Here is a 19467-nt window from a genome sequence, read left to right as displayed (position 1 = left end):
CGGCCAGACTATGGCGAAACCCGGAAGGGTGCATCCCGAATGCACCTGGTTCCGCGGCTGCCGCCGGCATCAGCCGCCTTCCCTCTAGTTGATCGGCGCGGGTGGTCGTTGGTCGCTGAGTACGGCGAGGGTGTTGTCTGCTGCGAGCATCGCCATGGCGGTGCGGGTCTCGACGGTGGCGGATCCGAGGTGTGGGACGAGCGCAACGTTCTCGAGCTCGAGCAATCCAGGGTGCACGCGGGGCTCGTTCTCGTAGACGTCGAGTCCGGCGCCGGCGATCTGTCCGTCGCCCAGGGCAGAAGCGAGGGCTGCTTCATCGACGATGGGTCCGCGGGCGGTGTTGATGAGGTAGGCCGAATCCTTCATGATGGCGAGTTGTTCGGCGCCGATCAGGTGATGGGTGGCGGGCCCATAGGGGCAGTGCACGGAGACGATGTCGGAGACGCTCAGCAGCTCGTCGAGGTCGACGCGCCGGGCGCCCAGTTCTGCGGCGATCCCGGGATCGATCTCACTGCGCGACTGGTAGATGATCTCCATGCCGAAGGCTCTGGCCCGGCGCGCGGTGGCCTGGCCGATGCCACCCATGCCCACGATGCCGAGGGTCTTGCCGCGCAGGCTGCTACCGAGCAGGAAGAACATGCCCCACGTCCAGGGCCGGCCGGAGCGGACGAGTCGTTCGCCCTCGCCGAGCCGGCGGGTCGCCATGAGGATCAGGCCGAGCGCGATGTCGGCTGTAGCGTCCGTGAGTACGCCAGGGGTGTTGGTGGCCACGATGCCCCGTTCGGTGCAGGCCGCCACGTCGATGTTGTCGTAGCCGACGGCGACGTTCGCGACCACCTTGAGCTGCGGGCCGGCGGCGTCGAGCAGCTCGGAGTCGATGCGTTCGGTGAGCAGGCTCACCACGGCGTGGGCCCCGGCAACCCGGCGCAGGAGCTCCTCGCGGCCGATCGACTCCGGCCCCTGCCAGGCATCGACCTCGTGCTCGGCGCGAAGCTTCTCGACAGCGGCTTCGGGTATCCGTCCCGTGACGACGACCCGGCTCATGCCGTCTCGATCCACTTGCGCAGGAGGCCCAGGCCCTCGCGGATGCCGGCGACGTCGATGCCCGAGTAGGCGAGCCGGATGTACTGCCGCTCTTCGCCGGGCTGGCGGCGTCCGAAGTGCTCACGGGTGCAGAAGGAGACACCGGTCTCGCGCAGGGCTGCGGAGGCGAAATCACCGACTGCCGTGTATCCCATCCGCTGCATGGCCTCGGTGACGTCGGGGAAGAGGTAGAACGTCGACGTCGGCACGGCGACCTGCACGCCGGAGATGTCATTCACGAGTTCGCATGCGGCATCCCGTCGCTCGCGCAGGACGTCAAGCATCTGCTGTACGGGCTCCTGGGTGCCACGGAGTGCTTCGATGCCGGCCCATTGAACGTAGTGCGTCGTGCACGATTCATCGTTGGTGTTGAGGGTGCTGAGAATTCTGGCGATCTCGATCGGGGCGACGGCGCAGCCCAACCGGGATCCGGTCATGGCGAACTTCTTGCTGAACGTGTAGAGGATCACGGTGCGCTCCATCATGCCGGGAAGCGAGGCGATGGAGCTGGAGACACCTTCGTAGCGCGTCTCGAAGTACGCCTCATCGGAGAGTACCCAGAGGTCGTGCTCCTGGGCGAGCTGTGCGACAGCCTCCCGCTCAGCCGACGTCGACTCGGCCGAGATGGGGTTCTGCAGGTCGTTGTAGATGATCGCGACGGTATTCGGGGTGATCGATGCGCGCACCTGGTCGAGATCGATCGCGAAGCCCTCGCTCGTGGGCAGGTAGCGGTACGGCACCGCTGTCCCGCCGAGGTACTCGATCTGCGATTCGTAGATCGGGAAGCCGGGGTTGGGATAGAGCACTTCCTGGCCGGGGTTCATGACCGCCTGCAGGAATTTCGTGATCACGGGTTTGCCTCCCGTCATCACGACCACGTTGTCAGGAAGGAACTCGATACCTCGGCGGGCCCCGATGTCGTCCGCGAGTGCCTCGCGCAACTGCGGGATACCGGGGCCCGGGCAGTACCCCGTGTAGCCGTCGGCGATGGCCCGGTTCATGGCTTCGATGATGTGCGGGGCCGTCGGGATGTTGATGTCGCCGAGATGGAAGGGGTACACGAGGTTCCCCTTCGCCTTCCAGGCGGCCGCTGCCTGGGCGACGCTGAAGGCGGTCTCGGTGCCCAGACGTTCGAGCCGGTTCGCAAGTTGCTGCATGCTGTTCCACTCCTCATCGAGATTGTGATCGATCTTCTTCGGCAATGATCGCTGCTGTGCGCATTGGGGCGGTCGGGCAGGGTTGACGGGTGCCTTTCCCGAACCGACAGCCCTGACCTTTTTGGGGACGTGATTCCTGGTCCGTTTCCGGGCCTACGCGGTTACCAGCCGTTGTACTGCGCCGTGAAGTACAGGAGAACCGACATGATGGACAGGGCAGAGAGCGCGACGCAACAGTCTGTGACCTGTTGCCGCGCACGCGGTGTCCGGAAACGGGCTCCTGGAGGTGGTTCGGGGTATGCACCCCGACCGTCGACCTTCCCATGTCCTGTCATTGCTGCTCAGCACTCCACGACGTTGACGGCCAGCCCACCCATGGCTGTCTCCTTGTACTTGGAGCTCATGTCCTTGCCTGTCTCCCGCATGGTGATGATGACCTCGTCGAGGGACACCCGGTGTATACCGTCTCCCCAGAGCGCCATCTTGGCGGCATTGATCGCCTTCGCCGCGGCAATGGCATTCCGCTCGATGCAGGGCACCTGCACCAGACCACCGATGGGATCGCAGGTCAGTCCGAGATTGTGCTCCATCGCGATCTCGGCCGCGTTCTCGACCTGCGACGGGCTGCCACCCATCACTTCGGCCAAGCCGGCAGCAGCCATGGACGATGCAGAGCCCACCTCGCCCTGGCAGCCCATTTCCGCACCCGAGATCGAGGCCTGTTCCTTGTAGAGGACTCCGACGGCACCAGCCGTCAGGAGGAACTTGACCACCACGTCGTCACGATCCTGCTGGTCGGCATCCCGCATGCCGGGCGCGAAATGCAGGGCGTAGTACAGCACGGCCGGGATGATGCCCGCCGCCCCGTTCGTGGGCGCGGTGACCACCCTGCCCCCGGATGCGTTCTCCTCGTTGACGGCGAGGGCGATGAGGTTGACCCATTCCTGCCAGTACTTCGGGTCGCGGTCCTTGTCCTCCTTGAGCAGGCGATCATGCCAGTCCGGAGCGCGCCGACGCACCTTGAGCCCGCCGGGTAGCAGCCCTTCGCGCGTGAGGCTGACCTCCGCACAGCTTTCCATGACCGAGTAGATGTGGAGTAGGCCCTTCCGGATCTCCTCCTCCGTGCGGCTGTCCTTTTCGTTGGTCAACATCACCTCGCTGATACCGAGAGAGGTTCGACGGCAGTGTTCCAGCAATTCCGCAGCGGTGCGGAACGGTAGCGGAAGCACCTTCTTCGACGTGTCGAGTTCCTGTTGGGCGGCGTCCTCCTCACCCTCCCGCACGATGAAACCTCCGCCGACCGAGAAGAAAGTAGCCGCGTGGAGGACCTGCTCGGCCGAACCGTAGACGGTGAACGTCATGCCGTTGGTGTGCCGCGGCAGGATCGTCAGCGGGCGCAGGACCATGTCCCTGACCCCGTAGGGCAAGGACACGCCCTGACCGAGCTCCAGAATGCCGGTGCCGGCGATGGCTGCCAGCCGCTTCTCCACTTCCTCGGGCTGGATCAGCTCCGGATGGAAACCTTCGAGACCGAGAAGGATCGCCGTCATGGTTCCGTGTCCGTGTCCTGTCGCCGCCAGGGACCCGTAGAGGTCGACCCGCAGTGATTCCACATCGGCAAGGATGCCGGCGGCCTTCAGCTCTTCGCTGAACACTGCTGCGGCCCGCATCGGTCCGACGGTGTGCGAGCTCGAGGGTCCTATCCCGATGGAGAAGAGGTCGAAAACTCCTACAGCCATGTTGTCGTTCCTTCGTTCTCAATGGCCCGGCAGAACATCCTGTCGGAAGGGCGTCGGTCATCCCGCCGACGCGTGACTCGGAGGAACACAGCAGGCGGATCCAGGACGCTGAGCGCTGTCAGGGGACCTCGGGCGAGGCGTATTCACGCATCGCATCGAGGAGCCACCGGCCCAGGAAGTCCGCGAAGGAGGCGCGGGGGAAGAGCCGGTAGCTTTCCTCACCGGTCTTCTCGAGGACCACCGGGATGTTACCCACCTCGGTGTTCAGGGCTGTTCCCGGAGGAAAGGCGCGGGGGTGCAGGTCCAGGGAGCAGCCCTTCTCCAGCACGGCTCGGGCGCGGGTGCCGGAAAGTTCGAAGGTGGTGCGGTTCGCGGACAGGTCCACCACCTGGCCCGGTGACTCGCCCAGGGCAGCGTGGAGGGAACCGATAAGGTCGCCGCCGAGAAAGTCGTGGGCCTCTTCGGGTGCGACCACCAGGAACTCGGACGGCCCCAGCCAGAGGACGCTGACGCCGTCGGCGCCGCCCACTCCACCGCAGCGGGTCGGCAGGCCGCCTGCCACGGCGGCGACCCGTGCGCCCTCCTCGGAGCGGGGGTCCACGCGGAGGCCCACCATGGTCTGGAATGGGCCCTCCTCGAGGATCACCGTCCCCTCGACGGAGCCAGCCTCCATCGCGGCGGCCAGGTGGGAAGCAGGGCTGCGCCGGATGTCCCGGAGTCCATGAATGCCGTTGAGTGCTGCTGTGTTAGCCATCCTTGCGGGTCCCTTCGGGGTCGAAAAGCACGGTTTCGGCGACGATGACGTCGACCAGCTGGTCACCTGCGGCGGCCACCAGGGTCTCCCCGATACGGTTGCGGCCGTTCTTGATCAGTGCCAGGGCGAAGGTCCGGCCCAGGGCGGCACTGGAGTAGCTGGAGGTGACGAAGCCCTGCATCGACACGGGACCGGCGGCAGGGTCGACGTCGATGCCGTGCTCCACCAGCTGGGTGCCTTCGGGGAGCCGGAAGGCACGATCCACGGGCAGCACGCTCACCAGGTGCTTGCGGTCCTCGCGCTGGGCATCGGCCCGGGCGAAGGATCGCTTGCCGATAAACTCCTTGGCCTTGGAGACCACCCATCCCATGCCCGCGTCCTGCGGGGTGACGGTGCCGTCGGTGTCCTGGCCGACGATCGGGTAGCCCTTCTCGGCACGGAGCACGTGCATGGTCTCGGTGCCGTAGGGGGTGATGTCGAATTCAGCGCCGGCGGCTGCCACGGCTTCCCAGGTGTTCAGCCCGTACCAGGCCGGCACGTTGATCTCGTAGGCCAGTTCGCCGGAGAAGGAGATCCGGCAGACCCGGGCCTGCACGCCGGAGGCGAGGGTGGTCTCTCGGAAGGTCATGAACGGGAAGGCTTCTGCCTCGAGCCCGCCATCCGCTGCGAGTTCCGGTGCGAGCTTGGCGATGACCGCTCGGGATCGAGGCCCGACGACGGCGATCGTGGTCCACTGCTCGGTGACCGAGGTGCAGTGCACGTCGAGGTCGGGCCATTCGGTTTGGAGCCATTCCTCCAGCCAGTCCAGCACCTTCGCGGCACCGCCGGTAGTGGTGGTCATGAAGTAGCGGTCGTCATCGAGACGCAGGGTCACGCCGTCGTCGAAGATCATGCCGTCCGCCGTGCACATGACGCCGTAGCGGGCAGAGCCCGGGGCGAGCTTCTTGAAGGCGTTGGTGTAGATGCGGTTGAGGAATTCACCGGCGTCCCTGCCGCGGATCTCGATCTTCCCGAGGGTGGTGGCGTCCATGAAGCCGACGGAGTCGCGGACGGCAGCGCACTCGCGCAGCACGGCCGCGTCCATGTCCTCGCCGGCCTGCAGGTAGTACCAGGGGCGCTTCCACTGTCCCACGTCCTCGAACAGGGCCCCCCTGGCCTCGTGCCACGGGTGGATGGACGTCTTGCGGGCGGGGTCGAACAGTTCACCGCGCTGGCGTCCGGCGAGTGCTGCAAAGGCCACCGGGGTGAACGGCGCACGGTACGTGGTGGTCCCGATGTCACCGATGCCCCGCGACGCTTCACCGGCCGTGCGGAGTGCGGCGGCGATGACGCCGATCGCGTTGACGCCGGAGGTCTTGCCCTGGTCGTTGGCGGTGCTGATGGAGGTGTAGCGCTTGATGTGTTCCACCGAGCGCATGCCCGCCCCGGTGGAGCGCAGGACGTCGGCCACGGACTGGTCGCGCTGGAAATCCACGAAGTGGGAGTGCCAGTCATCCGGCGTGCCGGTCTGACCCGGGACCAGCCACAGCTGGCGGGTCGGGGCGGACGCCTTCGGCTCGCCGGGAACGGACGGCTGCGTAGCCGACTCGAAGCCCACGGCCGTGGCGGCGGCTACTCCGGCGGAGATACCCTCGGCCAGGACATCCGCGAGGTCGAAACTGCCGCGGCCGGAACCGATCGTCTGCTGGTTGGGGACCACCGTGCTCGGCACGAAAGCGGCCAGCTCGTCGTCCCAGCGCAGCTTGCCCTGCCGCTGCGAATGCAGGTGGACCAGCGGGCTCCAGCCACCGGAGACGGCCAGGAGATCGCAAGCTATCTGCTCGGTCGGCGCGGTGAGTTCGCCGTCGTCGTTGATGCCGCGGACCGTGACGGTGTTCAGGCGACCGGTGCCGTCCGCAGAAGTGTCGACTACCGCGCTGCCGATCAGCACCCGTGTGCCGGCTGCGACGGCGGCAGCAGCCACATCGGTGAGCTGCGGACGGGCGTCCGCGACAGCTGCGATCTCGACACCGGCGGCGCGCAGGTCTGCGACCAAAGCGTAGGCGCTGTCATTCGTGGTGCTGACGACGACGCGGTGTCCGGCGGCGACGGCGTAGCGGTTGAGGTAGCTGCGGACGGCGGAAGCCAGCATGATGCCCGGACGGTCGTTGTTCTCGAAGACCAGGGGGCGTTCGTGGGCGCCGGGGGCCAGCACCACCTGCGCGGCACGAATGTGCCAGATACGCTGGCGGGAGACGCCGGGTGCGGCGGGGCTCGACAGGTGGTCGGTGCGGTTCTGGACGGCGATGACGTAGTTGGCGTCGTAGGCGCCGAACGCGGTGGTCCGGTTGAGAACGGTGGATTCGGAGCCTGAAACGAGCTCGGTTTCGACGTCCGCCACCCATTCCAGGGCAGGCTTGCCTTCGATCGACTCGGCCAGCCCGGGGGCGGTCGACCCGGACAGCAGTGACCCTCCGAGCTCGGGCTGGTCATCCAGGAGCATGACGCGGGCGCCGCTGCGGACGGCTTCGCGGGCGGCGGCCAGGCCGGCAGGCCCGCCGCCGATGACCAGGACATCGGTGTGGACGTACTTCTTGTCGTACTCGGCGCGGTCGTCCTCCGGGTCCAGCCTGCCCAGTCCGTTGAGCAGCTCTGCCTTCAGGCCGTCCACCAGGGTGACGGTCGTGGCCGGGAGCATGGACTCGGCCACGTGGCCCGGGAATCGGGGTTCGATACGAACCAACGCGTTGGATTCCTCCACGCCGGCGGACATTATGCCGCGGGCGCGGTTCTCGTACAGCGAGTTGCCGACGGCGATGCGGCCGTTGGCGAGCAGGGCCGAGGCGAGGGTGTCGCCGGGGTGACCGGTGAACTCCTCGCCGTCCACGGTGAAACGCCAGGAGATGGTGCGGTCGATGCGCCCGCCGGCGGCGAGGCGGGCGTTGTGGGAAGTCACGTTGTTGCTCCTTCCGGGGCGGGAGTGCTGGCGGGGGTCGTGCTTGTACCGGAGATGTCCGGGGCCGTAGTCCCGGTGGTGGTGCTGTCCGGGGCGGTGCTGGCGGTGCCGGAGTCAGGTGCCGCGGCGGCGGCTGCGTCCGGACGGGCCGTGCCCATCGGGTAGACGGCCTGGATCTCGTAGGTGACCGTGTCGCGGAGCATGTTGAACCACTGGCGGCAGCCGGTGCTGTGGAGCCAGCGTTCGGCGAAGGCACCCTTGGTGTTGTCGCGGTAGAACAGGAACTCGGCCCATTCGCGGTCGTTCAGCTCGTTCGGGTTTTCGGGGTAGGGCACGTGGGCCTGACCCCCGTAGTGGAATTCGGTCTCGTCCCGGGAGCCGCAGTTGGGGCATGAGATGAGGAGCATGTCCGGACTCTCTTCTAGTGGGCCACGGCGGCTGCGCCGTGTTCGTCGATGAGGGCGCCGGTCTCGAACCGCTCCAGCGCGAACGGCCTGTTCAGTTCGTGGGGTGTTCCTGTGGCGATGGTGTGGGCGAAGGTGAGCCCCGCCGCGGGGGTCCCCTTGAAGCCGCCGGTGCCCCAGCCGCAGTTGACGAACATGTTGTCCACCGGGGTAATGCCGACGATGGGTGAGGCGTCGAGCGTGGTGTCCACGATCCCGCCCCAGGTCCGGAGTACGTGTGCCCGCGCGAAGATGGGGAACAGCTCGACGGCGGCGGCCATCTGGTGTTCGATCACGTGGAAGGAGCCGCGCTGGCCGTACCCGTTGTAGGAGTCGACGCCGGCGCCCATGACCAGTTCGCCCTTGTGGGCCTGGGAGACGTAGACGTGGACGTGGTTGGACATGACGACGGTGGGGTGGACTGGTTCGTGGAGTTCGGAGACCAGGGCCTGCAGGGGGTGGGACTGGATGGGGAGCCGGAATCCGGCCATCTCGGCCAGGACCGAGCTGTGGCCGGCAGCGCACAGCCCCACCTTCTCGGTGTGGATGGTCCCCTGGCTGGTCTTGACGCCCACGACGCGGTTCCCGTCCTTCAGGAAGCCGGTGACCTCGCAGTTCTGGATGATGTCCACGCCGAGCTCGTCGCATTTGCGGGCGAAGGCCCAGGCCACGTGGTCGTGCTTCGCTATGCCGGCGCGAGGCTGGTACGTGGCACCCATGACCGGGTACCGGATGTTGTCGCTGATGTTCAGGATGGGGCACAGTTCCTTGACCTGCTGGGGGTCGAGCCACTCGGCGTCCACGCCGTTGAGCTTGTTCGCTCCGACGCGGCGCATGCTCTCGCGGACATCGCTCAGGGTGTGCGCGAGGTTCATCACGCCGCGCTGGCTGAACAGGAAGTCGTACTCCAACTCCTCGGGCAGGATCTCCCAGAGCTTGAGGGCGTGCTCGTAGATGGCCGCGCTCTCGTCCCACAGGTAGTTGGAGCGGATGATCGTGGTGTTCCGGGCCATGTTGCCGCCCGCCAGCCAGCCCTTCTCCAGGACCGCGATGTTGGTCATGCCGTGGTTCTTGGCCAGGAAGTAGGCGGTGGCCAGGCCGTGCCCGCCGCCGCCGACGATCACGGCGTCGTAGCTCTTCTTGGGGGTCGGGTTGTGCCAGAGGAATTCCGGGTGCTCCGGAAGCAGATCGGCCATCATGCCACCTCGGTCGCGTCGGAGGAGAGGTTCGGGTAGAGGGGGAACTTCCCCGCCAGGATTTCGACCCGCTGCCGGAGTTCCGCCACGGTTTCGTCGCTGAACTCGCGCTTGAGTGCTGCGGCGATGATGTCCGCGACCTCGGTGAATTCCGTCTTCCCGAAGCCACGCGTGGCCAGCGCCGGCGTGCCGATCCGAAGACCGGAGGAGACCATCGGCGGACGCGGGTCGAAGGGCACGGCGTTGCGGTTGACCGTGATCCCGATTCGGTGCAGGCGGTCCTCGCCCTGCTGGCCGTCCAACTCCGAATTGCGCAGGTCCACCAGGACCAGGTGCACGTCGGTGCCACCGCTGACGACGGTCACGCCGGACTCTGCGACATCGGCGGACAGCATGCGTTCTGCGATGATGTGGGCTCCTTCGAGGGTGCGTTCCTGGCGGTCGCGGAACTCCGGCTCGGCAGCGAGCTTGAAGGCAACAGCCTTCGCGGCGATGACGTGCTCCAGCGGACCACCCTGCTGTCCGGGGAACACCGCGGAGTTGACCTTCTTGGCGATACCGGCGTCGTTGGTCAGGATCACACCACCGCGCGGGCCACCAAGGGTCTTGTGGGTGGTGCTCGTGACGATGTGGGCGTGAGGCACGGGGTTGGGGTGGAGTCCTGCGGCCACCAGGCCTGCGAAGTGCGCCATGTCCACCATCAGGTAGGCGCCTACCAGGTCGGCGATGCGGCGGAACTCGGCGAAGTCCAACTGCCGGGAGTACGCGGACCAGCCGGCGACAATCAGCTTCGGCTTGTTCTCGACCGCCAGGCGCTCGACCTCGGCCATGTCGATCAGGAAATCGTCTTCACGCACTCCGTACGGGACGATGTTGTAGAGCTTGCCGGAGAAGTTGATGCGCATGCCGTGGGTGAGATGGCCGCCGTGCGCGAGATTCAGTCCGAGCAGCGTGTCCCCGGGCTGGATGAGGGCGAACATCGCCGCTGCATTGGCCTGGGCCCCCGAGTGAGGCTGCACGTTGGCGAATTCGGAGCCGAACAAGGACTTCAGGCGGTCGATGGCGAGCTGCTCGACCACGTCCACGTGTTCGCATCCGCCGTAGTAGCGCTTGCCCGGGTAGCCCTCGGCGTACTTGTTGGTCAGGACGGACCCCTGCGCCTCCATGACCGCGGTCGGCGCGAAGTTCTCGGAGGCGATCATCTCCAGGGTGCCCTGCTGGCGCAGCAGTTCCTGCTGAACAGCGGCATGCACCAGAGGATCGGTCTCTTCGAGCGAGCGGGTCAACACGTCGACCATCGTTTCTCCTAAGTCTGCTAGCTAATATCCCGTTGATATATTAGTTGAGTGATTCTAGTATTATACCTCCAGCGGGAGGTGTCAACAGGTGACTGCAGCTCCCCGGCGGAGCCAGGAGTAGACGCACAGTTCACGAGGACGTGGAACGCAGCATTACAGGGCAGGGCTCCATTCCTGCCCTGGAGAACGGCCCTAGGCGGCGAAGAGGGTCTCGCGTACAGCGTGCTCGAAGCCGCTGACGTGGAGACGCGCGAGCTCTCCGGCCCGGACTTCGTCCCCGTCGATGACGGCACGGAGCAGGTCCACATGCTCATGCACGTGGTGCGACAGGTCGGGAAGGCGATCCAGGACCATGCACCAGATCCGTGTCGCAAGGTTGTCGTAGCGGATCAGGACGTCTTCGAGGTGGGGATTGCCGGCGGCTGCGTAGATGCCCTGGTGCACACGGGCATCCAGGCGCAGGGTCTCCACGACGGACGCCGCACTTGCGTCGAAGGACTCGACAGCGTGCATGACAGCCCTCAACTGCTCTCTCACCGGCTGCGTCGCCACCCGCGCAGCCCGGGAGGCCGCAAGGGGCTCGAGCTGGGTACGGATCTCGGAGATGAACGCGAGATCGGTGACCTCCACCCAGGTCGCGAAGGTCCCCCTCCGCGGATAGGAGATCACCAGGCGATCCAGCTCCAACCGCTTCAGGGCTTCACGCACCGGCGTCCGGCCCACGCCGAGGTCCTTGGCGAGGTCGTCGTCATTGATCAGGTCGCCGGGCTTGATGTCCAGCATGAGCAGCCGGTCCCGGATGCGCTCGTAAGCCACCTCGGCCAGCGACCTCTTTGCCGCATCAGCGATTGCCAGAACTTCGTGAGCCATAGCGTGGACCCTTTCTCATTCGAGCCAACAGGCTGTTGACCTTCACTCCTGACCAGTATACGCTCACTGTCAGTTCTAATATATCAGTCTCATGTTGCGGCATATATTCAAAGGAGGGGACATGACCCTAGTGGCGACAGACCCATCGACCAGCACGTTGCCTCAGTCGGAGGTTCACCTGGAGGAACAGACGAGGAAGTTCGTACTCACCCTGTCGTGCGTTGAACGGGCGGGCATCGTCCAGGCCGTGACCACCTTCCTCTTCGAACGTGGCTTCAACATCGACGAGCACCAGCAGTTCGATGACGGCCTCCGACAGACACTCCATCTGCGCTCCGCCTTTTCCGGCTCGTCGGCCTACACCCCGGAGAGGCTTGAGGAGGAATTTCGTTCGATCGCCGACCGCTTCGACATGAAGTTCAGTTTCCATGACCAGACGAAGCAACGCATTCTCGTGATGGTGTCCAAGTTCGGCCACTGCCTGAACGACCTGCTCTTCCGCTGGCGGGGCGGAAGCCTCGGGGGCGATATCGCCCTGGTGGTCTCGAACCACGAGACCCATCGGGCCATGGCCGACGCCGCCGGCCTCCCCTTCATCTACCTTCCGGTGACCTCCGAGACGAAGGCGGCTGCCGAACAGCGCCTGCTGGAACTGGTGGACGAGCATGACATCGACCTCGTCGTGCTCGCCCGGTACATGCAGGTGCTGTCCGACGACCTCTGCCGCGCTCTCGAAGGCCGGGCGATCAACATCCACCATTCCTTCCTTCCGGGATTCAAGGGTGCACGCCCTTACCACCAGGCCTACGATCGGGGCGTCAAACTAGTGGGCGCGACGGCCCACTACGTAACTGCGGAACTGGATGAGGGTCCGATCATCGAACAGGAAGTCATCAGGGTCGACCACAGCTATGGACCGACTGCCCTCTCCACCGTTGGCCAGGACGCCGAAGCACTGGCACTGTCACGCGCCGTGCGGTGGCACTGCGAGCACCGTGTGCTGCTGGATCGGACCAGCACCGTCGTGTTCCGGTAAATAAGAACTTCCATATCAGCAGAGCCACCACACGAACATCAGCAGGAGAAGCTACATGGCATCGACGCCAAGCATTGTCATCATCGGAGCCGGAATTGTCGGCACGAACCTGGCCGATGAACTGGTCGCCCGGGGGTGGAACAACATCACGGTCCTGGATAAGGGACCGCTGAACATGCCCGGGGGCTCCACATCCCACGCCCCGGGTCTGGTCTTCCAGACGAACCCTTCGAAGACCATGGCCGAATTCGCCAAGTACACCGTCGAGAAGTTCCTGTCCCTGACCGAGGACGGCGTCAGTTGCTTCGACCAGGTCGGTGGTCTCGAAGTCGCCACCACCGAGACCCGCCTGGCAGATCTGAAGCGGAAGCTCGGATACGCCGCATCATGGGGTATTAGTGGAAAAATTCTGTCCCGCGCCGAGTGCAAGGAGCTCTACCCGCTCCTGAATGAGGAGGACATCCTGGGCGGGCTCCATGTACCCACTGACGGCTTGGCACGTGCCGCGCGGGCCGTTCAGTTGCTAATCAAGCGCACGGAGGCCGCAGGTGTCACCTACCGAGGCAACACCACGGTCACGGGCATCGCGCAGGCCGGCCGTCGTGTGACCGGTGTCGAGACCTCCGAAGGTGTCATCCCCGCCGACATCGTGGTGTCCTGCGCAGGTTTCTGGGGCGCCAAGATCGGCGAGATGATCGGCATGGTCGTTCCCCTTCTCCCCCTGGCGCACCAGTACGTCACGACTACTCCGGTGCCGGCACGGAAGGGCTGCAACGAACTGCCCAACGGCGCTTCACTGCCGATTTTGCGCCACCAGGACCGGGACCTCTATTACCGCGAACACGGCGACCGCTACGGCATCGGCTCGTACGCGCACCGTCCCATGCCCGTGGATCTCGCCGACCTCGGCTCCTACGACGCCGATAGCATCAGTGACCACAACATGCCCTCCCGTCTCGACTTCACCCTGGAGGACTTCCTCCCGGCGTGGGAGGACACCAAGCAGCTGCTTCCAGCGCTGCGGGAGAGCGACATCGAGGATGGCTTCAACGGCGTTTTCTCCTTCACTCCCGACGGCGGGGCCCTGGTGGGCGAGTCCAAGGAGCTCGATGGCTTCTTCGTGGCCGAAGCCGTCTGGGTGACCCACTCGGCCGGTATCGCCCGGGCTGTCGCCGAGCTCCTGATCACCGGCAAGTCCCAGGTCGACCTCGGTGAATGCGACGTCCACCGTTTCGAAGCGGTCCAGCTGACCCCTGAGTATGTCAGCGAGACCTCCCAGCAGAACTTCGTGGAGATCTATGACGTCCTGCACCCGCTGCAGCCCAAGCTTTCCCCCCGGAACCTTCGTGTCAGCCCTTTCCATGCCCGTCATAAGGCACTGGGAGGGGTCTTCCTGGAGTCCGGCGGTTGGGAGCGACCCTACTGGTTCGAGGCCAATGCGGAACTGCTGAAGGAGATGCCAGCCGAGTGGCAGCCCCCGGCCCGTGATGCCTGGTCCGCGATGTTCAGCTCGCCCATCGCAGCAGCTGAAGCCTGGAAGACCCGTACGGCGGTGGCCATGTACGACATGACCCCGCTCAAGCGCCTCGAAATCTCCGGTCCGGGAGCACTGAAGCTACTGCAGGAGCTCACAACAGCGGACATGGCGAAGAAGCCCGGGGCCGTCACCTACACCCTCCTGCTGGACAACGCCGGTGGCATCCGAAGTGACATCACCGTGGCCCGGCTGAACGAAGACACCTTTCAGCTTGGAGCCAACGGAAACATCGACACCGCATACTTCGAGCGGGCCGCACGTCACCAAACCGAAACCGGAACCGCCGGCGACTGGGTACAGGTGCGCGACACGACAGGCGGCACCTGCTGCATCGGCTTGTGGGGCCCCCTCGCCCGGGACCTGATCAGCACCGTCAGCAGCGACGACTTCTCCAACGACGGTCTCCGATACTTCCGGACCAAGCAGGTCGTCATCGGCGGCGTCACCGTGACCGCGATGCGCCTGTCCTATGTCGGTGAACTGGGCTGGGAACTGTACACGAGCGCGGACAACGGCCAGCGCCTGTGGGATGCCCTGTGGAAGGCCGGGCAGCCCCACGGCGTCATCGCCGCGGGCCGGGCCGCCTTTAGTTCACTGCGACTGGAGAAGGGTTATCGCTCGTGGGGCACTGACATGACCACCGAGCACGATCCTCTTGAAGCCGGGCTCGGATTTGCCGTGAAGATGACCAAGGAGAACTTCGTCGGAAAGGCCGCCCTGGAAGGCCGCGCCGAGGAGGACTCCGCCCGCCACCTGCGCTGCCTGACCGTCGACGACGGCCGGAGCGTCGTGCTGGGCAAGGAACCGGTCTTCTATAAGGACCAGGCAGTCGGCTACGTCACCAGTGCAGCCTACGGCTACACCGTCGCCAAGCCGATCGCCTACGCGTATCTTCCTGCCGCTGTGAGCATCGGGGATTCGGTGGAGATCGAGTACTTCGGACGGCGCATCCAGGCCACCGTCACCGCTGATCCGCTCTACGACCCCACGATGACCAGGCTCCGCGGCTGACCCACCCGCCGAACCATCCAGGAGCACGGCCCGGACCCGTCGCCCCGCAAGCGACGTCCGGGTCGCTGCTCTTCCACGGCGTCTCGACCCCTGCCCAGTCGGCCCAAGCTCCAGCCCAAGCTCCAGCCCAGGAGAATCCATGATCAGTTCAGAAACGATCGACGCCTACCTCGCAAGGCTTGCCTCACGCGAACCAACCCCGGGCGGCGGCGCAGCCGCGGCGCTCCACGCCGCCCAGGGGGCAGCGCTCGTCGCCATGGTGGCCAGATACACCACCGGCGTGAAATACGAGCAGCACGACGAGCTCGTCAGGAGGATTATCAGCGCCGCCGACGGGCTGGTAGCCGAAGCCCTGCGCCTAGCGGATGCCGACGAACAAGCGTTCCAGGGCGTCATGAAGTCGTACAAGCTTCCGTCCGGAACGGAAGAGCTCAAAGCCGCACGGACGGCATCGCTCCAGGAAGCGCTCATCCTGGCGGCGCAAACGCCTGCACAGCTCATCGGGCTCGCCAGCACCGTCGTGGAACTGGCGACGGAGCTCTTCGAGGTTGCGAATACCACTGTGATCAGCGACATCGCTGCTGCTGCCGACGCAGCCCGCGCAGCCGCGACCACCGCCCGGGTGAACATCGACATCAACGTGGTGGCCATTAAGGACGCCGCGGCCCGTTCGCGCTTGGCTGACCAGACCGACGGCCTCGAAGAGAAGGTTGTCCTGGCGGCGGACGCCCTCGTGGGGCGCGTGCGGAACAGGATTCTCGGTTGAGTGCAGTACTGCTCTCGGGGAAGGAACTGGCAAGGACCATCAAGCAGAAGGCCCACCAGGAGGCGCGGGACCTCGAAGCCGACGGGTTCCACCCCATACTCGCAGTGGTCGTTGCCACCGATGACGGCTCCACGCACTGGTATGTCAGGTCCATCGAACGTGCTGCCGAGAGTACCGGCATCAGTTGCCGGATCGTGGACCTCGGCCCCGATGCCACCGAGCAGGTCCTGGTCTCCGTCCTGAAGGATCTCAGCGAGGATCCGTCCGTTCACGGCATCATCCTCCAGACGCCTCTGCCTCCCGGCGTCGCGGCGGATAAGCTGGTCGGGCACATCACCCCCGAGAAGGACGTCGATGGGGCGAACCCGTCGAGTCTTGGCCGCCTTGCTGTGGGCCTGCCCTCGTTCGCACCTGCCACCGCCCGCGCCGTGATCGAGATCCTCGACCACTTCGACATCACGCTGGCGGGCCGGAACGTGGTCGTCATCGGTCGTTCCGCCGTGGTGGGAAAACCGCTATCCCTGCTGCTGCTCGAGCGCGACGCCGCGGTGACTGTCTGCCACTCCAGATCAGGCCCCCTGGAGAGATACACCAGGAGCGCCGACGTCGTAGTCGTCGCAGCCGGGCGTACGGGACTGTTGAACGGCAGCCATCTTTCGTCCGGGGCCGTAGTGATAGATGTCGGCACCAACGTCCTCCCTGACGGCTCCCTCGTCGGCGACGTCGACGAGGACAGCGTGCGGGGCGTCGCCGCGGCCCTGACTCCTGTTCCGGGCGGCGTCGGCTCCGTCACCACGTCCCTGCTTCTTCTGCACACGACCGAAGCCGCGCGGGAACGATCACGTGCCCTGGTCCGGGGATCGGCCGGATGATCCACCCCGGGCACACCTGTAATCCCGTGGAACCCGTTGTCGTATCCGTCGAACATATGGAAACACGTGAAGGGCAAGCCTTTGTGTCCATGCTCGTGCAGGTACTGAATTCGGTGTGTACGGCGCGGACCCACACCGATTGGGATGCCGACAGGGATTTGCCGCACGCGCCCGGCGAATGCCCCGACGTCGTTCTCATCACCGGCCGAGGCACCTCCGGGCATTGCATGCTCCGGGTTCTCCCCGGGCCACAGGACTCCCGGTTCGGGGCTCCGACGGAGATCTCAGTCCTGGACCTTTCGCACCCGGAGGCGCCGCTACACGCCGCCGATGCTCTGGCCCAGCTTCCGGCCCTCGCCGCAGTTCGCGGGTTCGGGCAACTGTCCGCTCCCCCGTCCCTTTCCCGTGTCTCGCTTGAGGCCTATCCGGATCCGGAAGCGGTTTTCCACGAATTCTATGGACTGTCCAGCCACCGCGTCTGGCTGGACAGCTCCAACTCGGCCACGGATCCCGTGGCGGGACGCAATCGCTACAGCATCATGGCTGACGATTCGGGCACCCGCGGAATGAGGGCACAGCATGCGAACGGCGTGACCACCGTGGAATCGAAGCTGGTGGTCACCCGAATTTCCGGTCCCTTCTTCAGCTGGCTGGAAAGGAACTGGTACAGCAACCCGGCACCGGATCCGGATCTTCCCTCCGGGCTGGGGTTCGCCCTCGGCTGGCTGGGCTACCTAGGTTACGAGCTCAAGCGGGAGTGTGGCGGGAACGCAGTGGAATCACCGCTGCCAGATGCCTCGTTGATCCACTGCAGCCGGGCCGTGGTTTTCGATCATGAGGCGCGGTGCGTGTTTCTTCTGGCCGAGGCCGGTGCGGAAGGCAGGCGATGGTGCAGTGACGCTGCACTGCGAATCGGGCGCCTGCCCTCCGCGGCCCGCCGACTCAGCAGCGGGTTGCCGGTCGTACAGTTCAGCGGAGCGGACTCCGGCCAGTCCTACCTGCGCAAGATCGCTGCCTGCCAGGACGAGATCGTGCAGGGGAATTCCTACGAGGTGTGCCTCACCACTCAGATCTCCGACGACCTCCACGAGAGCCTGGATCCGTGGGACTTCTATCGCAGACTCCGCCGGGCCAGCCCGGCGCCGTTCGCGAGCTTCGTCCAGCTGGGCACCGTGGCGATCGCGAGCTCCTCGCCGGAGCGGTTCCTCAGTATCACTGCGGACGGTCAGGTCCGTGCCGAACCCATCAAGGGAACCCGCCGGCGGGACGCGTCACCAGAGGCGGACAGGCAGCTGAAGCATGAGCTCAGGACCTCGACGAAGGACAGGGCGGAGAACATCATGATCGTGGACCTGATGCGGAACGACCTCTCCCGCCATGCCCAGCCGGGAACAGTCTCGGTCACACGGCTCTGCGACGTCGAGACGTACACGACGGCGCACCAACTGGTGAGCACGATCGAAGCCGAGATTGCCCGGGACCGGTCAAGGGCGGCTGTTGTCGCGGCTGCCTATCCCCCGGGTTCGATGACAGGGGCTCCCAAAATCAGCAGCATGGACATCCTCGACCGATTGGAATCCCGACCACGCGGGCCTTATTCAGGTGTGGTCGGCTACTTCTCGCCCACCGGCGCCGCCGACCTGGCGGTCACTATTCGTAGCGCCGTATTCTCCACTCATCCCACGGACGGCCAGCGGCTGTCCGTGGGTATCGGCGGGGCCATCACGGCCGACTCCGACCCTGACGATGAACTGGCAGAGATCCACACCAAGGCCACTGCCATCCTCAGGGTATTCGGGGCACCGTTTCCTATATCCGCTCATGCGGGGCAGGTACGGGCTCGCGCTACAGTACCGCCCTGATGAGGTTCTCGAAGTCGGTGACGTGCTGGGTGGTCAACCGCGCAGCAGCTTCGGAGTCCCCCGCCGCGATGCACTCGAGTAGCTCGATATGCTGGGCGATGTGCTCGGATACCGGCGGGAGCTTTTCGAGCACCAGGCTCCAGATCCGCGTCGCAAGGTTGTCGTATCGGACCAGAATGTCTTCAAGGTGCCGACTGCCAGTGGCCCGGTAAATCGTCCGATGAACCCGCATGTCCAGGCGCATGAGATCTTGCTGTGAGTGCATCCCTGGTAACAGCTGCCCGACCTCCGACGCGAACTCCCGGAGCTCCTGCCGGAGTTGTGGCGAAGCGATCCGCGCGGCCCGTGCGGCTGCCGCAGGCTCCAGGAGCTGTCGGATCTCGGAGATCTCAGCCAGGTCCTTAATATCCACGCCAGCGGCGAATGTTCCGCGCCGAGGGTAGGCCACCACCAGATGGTCACTCTCAAGCCGCTTCATGGCTTCGCGGATCGGCGTCCTGCCGACGCCGAGTCGCCGGGAGATCGCCTCATCATTGAGAGGTTCACCCGGCTTGATGTCCAGAACGATCAATTCGTCACACAACATCCTGTAGGCGAAGTCGGCGAAGGATTCGTCGTCCTGCCTAAGCGGCGCCAACGAACTGCCTGCTTCCACCGGTAATCCGCCAGCGTGCGCCATGTCCGAGCCTCCTCCTGAGGTACGTCCGAGCCTTGACGCCCCGACTCCTACTACTCAGTATTCTGATATATCAATATTCAACCATGAGAATGACAGGCCCGGCATTTGCAGGGATCTCCGCCTACCAATAGCCCCGACGGATGCACTCCGCCTGCTATGTAGTCCTCGAGAACTATAGACATGTCCCCCGACCTGCCCTACAGTAGCCCTGATATATCTGAATGCTAAT

At 65.4% G+C, this 19467-nt stretch carries 15 protein-coding genes; 5 read left to right on the top strand and 10 right to left on the bottom strand.

What is annotated here, in order from left to right; translation table 11 throughout:
- Positions 1-84: 84 nt before the first annotated feature.
- From RCH21_RS05060 to RCH21_RS05020, 9 genes are all read right to left on the bottom strand, one after another.
- Positions 85-1044: a 2-hydroxyacid dehydrogenase gene (locus RCH21_RS05060; RefSeq protein WP_326963459.1), complete on the bottom strand. Its 960-nt coding sequence runs from the start codon at positions 1042-1044 to the stop codon at positions 85-87.
- On the bottom strand, positions 1041-2240 hold the full coding sequence (locus RCH21_RS05055) for a pyridoxal phosphate-dependent aminotransferase (RefSeq protein ID WP_326963458.1): 1200 nt from the start codon (positions 2238-2240) through the stop codon (positions 1041-1043). The genes RCH21_RS05060 and RCH21_RS05055 overlap by 4 nt, the downstream gene beginning before the upstream one ends.
- 341 nt (positions 2241-2581) lie before the next feature.
- Positions 2582-3979 (bottom strand): L-serine ammonia-lyase, encoded by a 1398-nt coding sequence (locus RCH21_RS05050; RefSeq protein WP_326963457.1) that lies wholly within the window; start codon positions 3977-3979, stop codon positions 2582-2584.
- A 118-nt stretch (positions 3980-4097) separates the two neighbouring features.
- Positions 4098-4733 carry a sarcosine oxidase subunit gamma gene (locus RCH21_RS05045; RefSeq protein WP_326963456.1) on the bottom strand — a complete coding sequence of 212 codons (636 nt, stop codon included), beginning with the start codon at positions 4731-4733 and terminating at the stop codon, positions 4098-4100.
- Positions 4726-7668: a 2Fe-2S iron-sulfur cluster-binding protein gene (locus RCH21_RS05040; protein WP_326963455.1), complete on the bottom strand. Its 2943-nt coding sequence runs from the start codon at positions 7666-7668 to the stop codon at positions 4726-4728. The genes RCH21_RS05045 and RCH21_RS05040 overlap by 8 nt, the downstream gene beginning before the upstream one ends.
- Entirely contained in the window at positions 7665-8075 is a 411-nt protein-coding gene (locus RCH21_RS05035; RefSeq protein WP_326963454.1) for a sarcosine oxidase subunit delta, read from the bottom strand. Before RCH21_RS05035 ends, RCH21_RS05040 begins: the two co-directional genes overlap by 4 nt.
- A 14-nt stretch (positions 8076-8089) precedes the next feature.
- The gene (locus RCH21_RS05030) at positions 8090-9310 is read right to left on the bottom strand and encodes a sarcosine oxidase subunit beta family protein (protein ID WP_442784667.1); all 1221 of its coding nucleotides are present in this window, start codon (positions 9308-9310) and stop codon (positions 8090-8092) included.
- On the bottom strand, positions 9307-10605 hold the full coding sequence (gene glyA, locus RCH21_RS05025; RefSeq protein WP_326963453.1) for a serine hydroxymethyltransferase: 1299 nt from the start codon (positions 10603-10605) through the stop codon (positions 9307-9309). Before glyA ends, RCH21_RS05030 begins: the two co-directional genes overlap by 4 nt.
- A 192-nt stretch (positions 10606-10797) precedes the next feature.
- Positions 10798-11475 (bottom strand): GntR family transcriptional regulator, encoded by a 678-nt coding sequence (locus RCH21_RS05020; protein ID WP_326963452.1) that lies wholly within the window; start codon positions 11473-11475, stop codon positions 10798-10800.
- Positions 11476-11596: 121 nt separating this feature from the next.
- On the opposite strand from RCH21_RS05020, the gene purU reads away from it, so the two are divergent.
- From purU to pabB, 5 genes are all read left to right on the top strand, one after another.
- On the top strand, positions 11597-12511 hold the full coding sequence (gene purU, locus RCH21_RS05015) for a formyltetrahydrofolate deformylase (protein ID WP_326963451.1): 915 nt from the start codon (positions 11597-11599) through the stop codon (positions 12509-12511).
- 55 nt (positions 12512-12566) lie between these two features.
- Positions 12567-15059, top strand: a complete 2493-nt coding sequence (locus tag RCH21_RS05010) for a GcvT family protein (protein WP_326963450.1) — start codon at positions 12567-12569, stop codon at positions 15057-15059.
- Positions 15060-15198: 139 nt separating this feature from the next.
- Positions 15199-15825, top strand: coding sequence for a cyclodeaminase/cyclohydrolase family protein (locus RCH21_RS05005; RefSeq protein WP_326963449.1), 627 nt, complete (start codon positions 15199-15201; stop codon positions 15823-15825).
- Positions 15822-16697, top strand: coding sequence for a bifunctional 5,10-methylenetetrahydrofolate dehydrogenase/5,10-methenyltetrahydrofolate cyclohydrolase (locus RCH21_RS05000; RefSeq protein WP_326963448.1), 876 nt, complete (start codon positions 15822-15824; stop codon positions 16695-16697). The genes RCH21_RS05005 and RCH21_RS05000 overlap by 4 nt, the downstream gene beginning before the upstream one ends.
- 89 nt (positions 16698-16786) lie before the next feature.
- Positions 16787-18559, top strand: coding sequence for an aminodeoxychorismate synthase component I (pabB, locus tag RCH21_RS04995; protein WP_326963447.1), 1773 nt, complete (start codon positions 16787-16789; stop codon positions 18557-18559).
- On the opposite strand, the gene RCH21_RS04990 is transcribed toward pabB, so the two are convergent.
- The gene (locus RCH21_RS04990) at positions 18543-19238 is read right to left on the bottom strand and encodes a GntR family transcriptional regulator (protein WP_326963446.1); all 696 of its coding nucleotides are present in this window, start codon (positions 19236-19238) and stop codon (positions 18543-18545) included. The genes pabB and RCH21_RS04990 overlap by 17 nt on opposite strands.
- Between the last annotated feature and the right edge of the window lie 229 nt (positions 19239-19467).

This window comes from Arthrobacter sp. PL16 (assembly GCF_035985055.1).
Classification (GTDB): domain Bacteria; phylum Actinomycetota; class Actinomycetes; order Actinomycetales; family Micrococcaceae; genus Arthrobacter_D; species Arthrobacter_D cheniae.
Note: the sequence above shows the minus strand (reverse complement) of the source record. Positions and strands in the feature narration are given on the sequence as shown.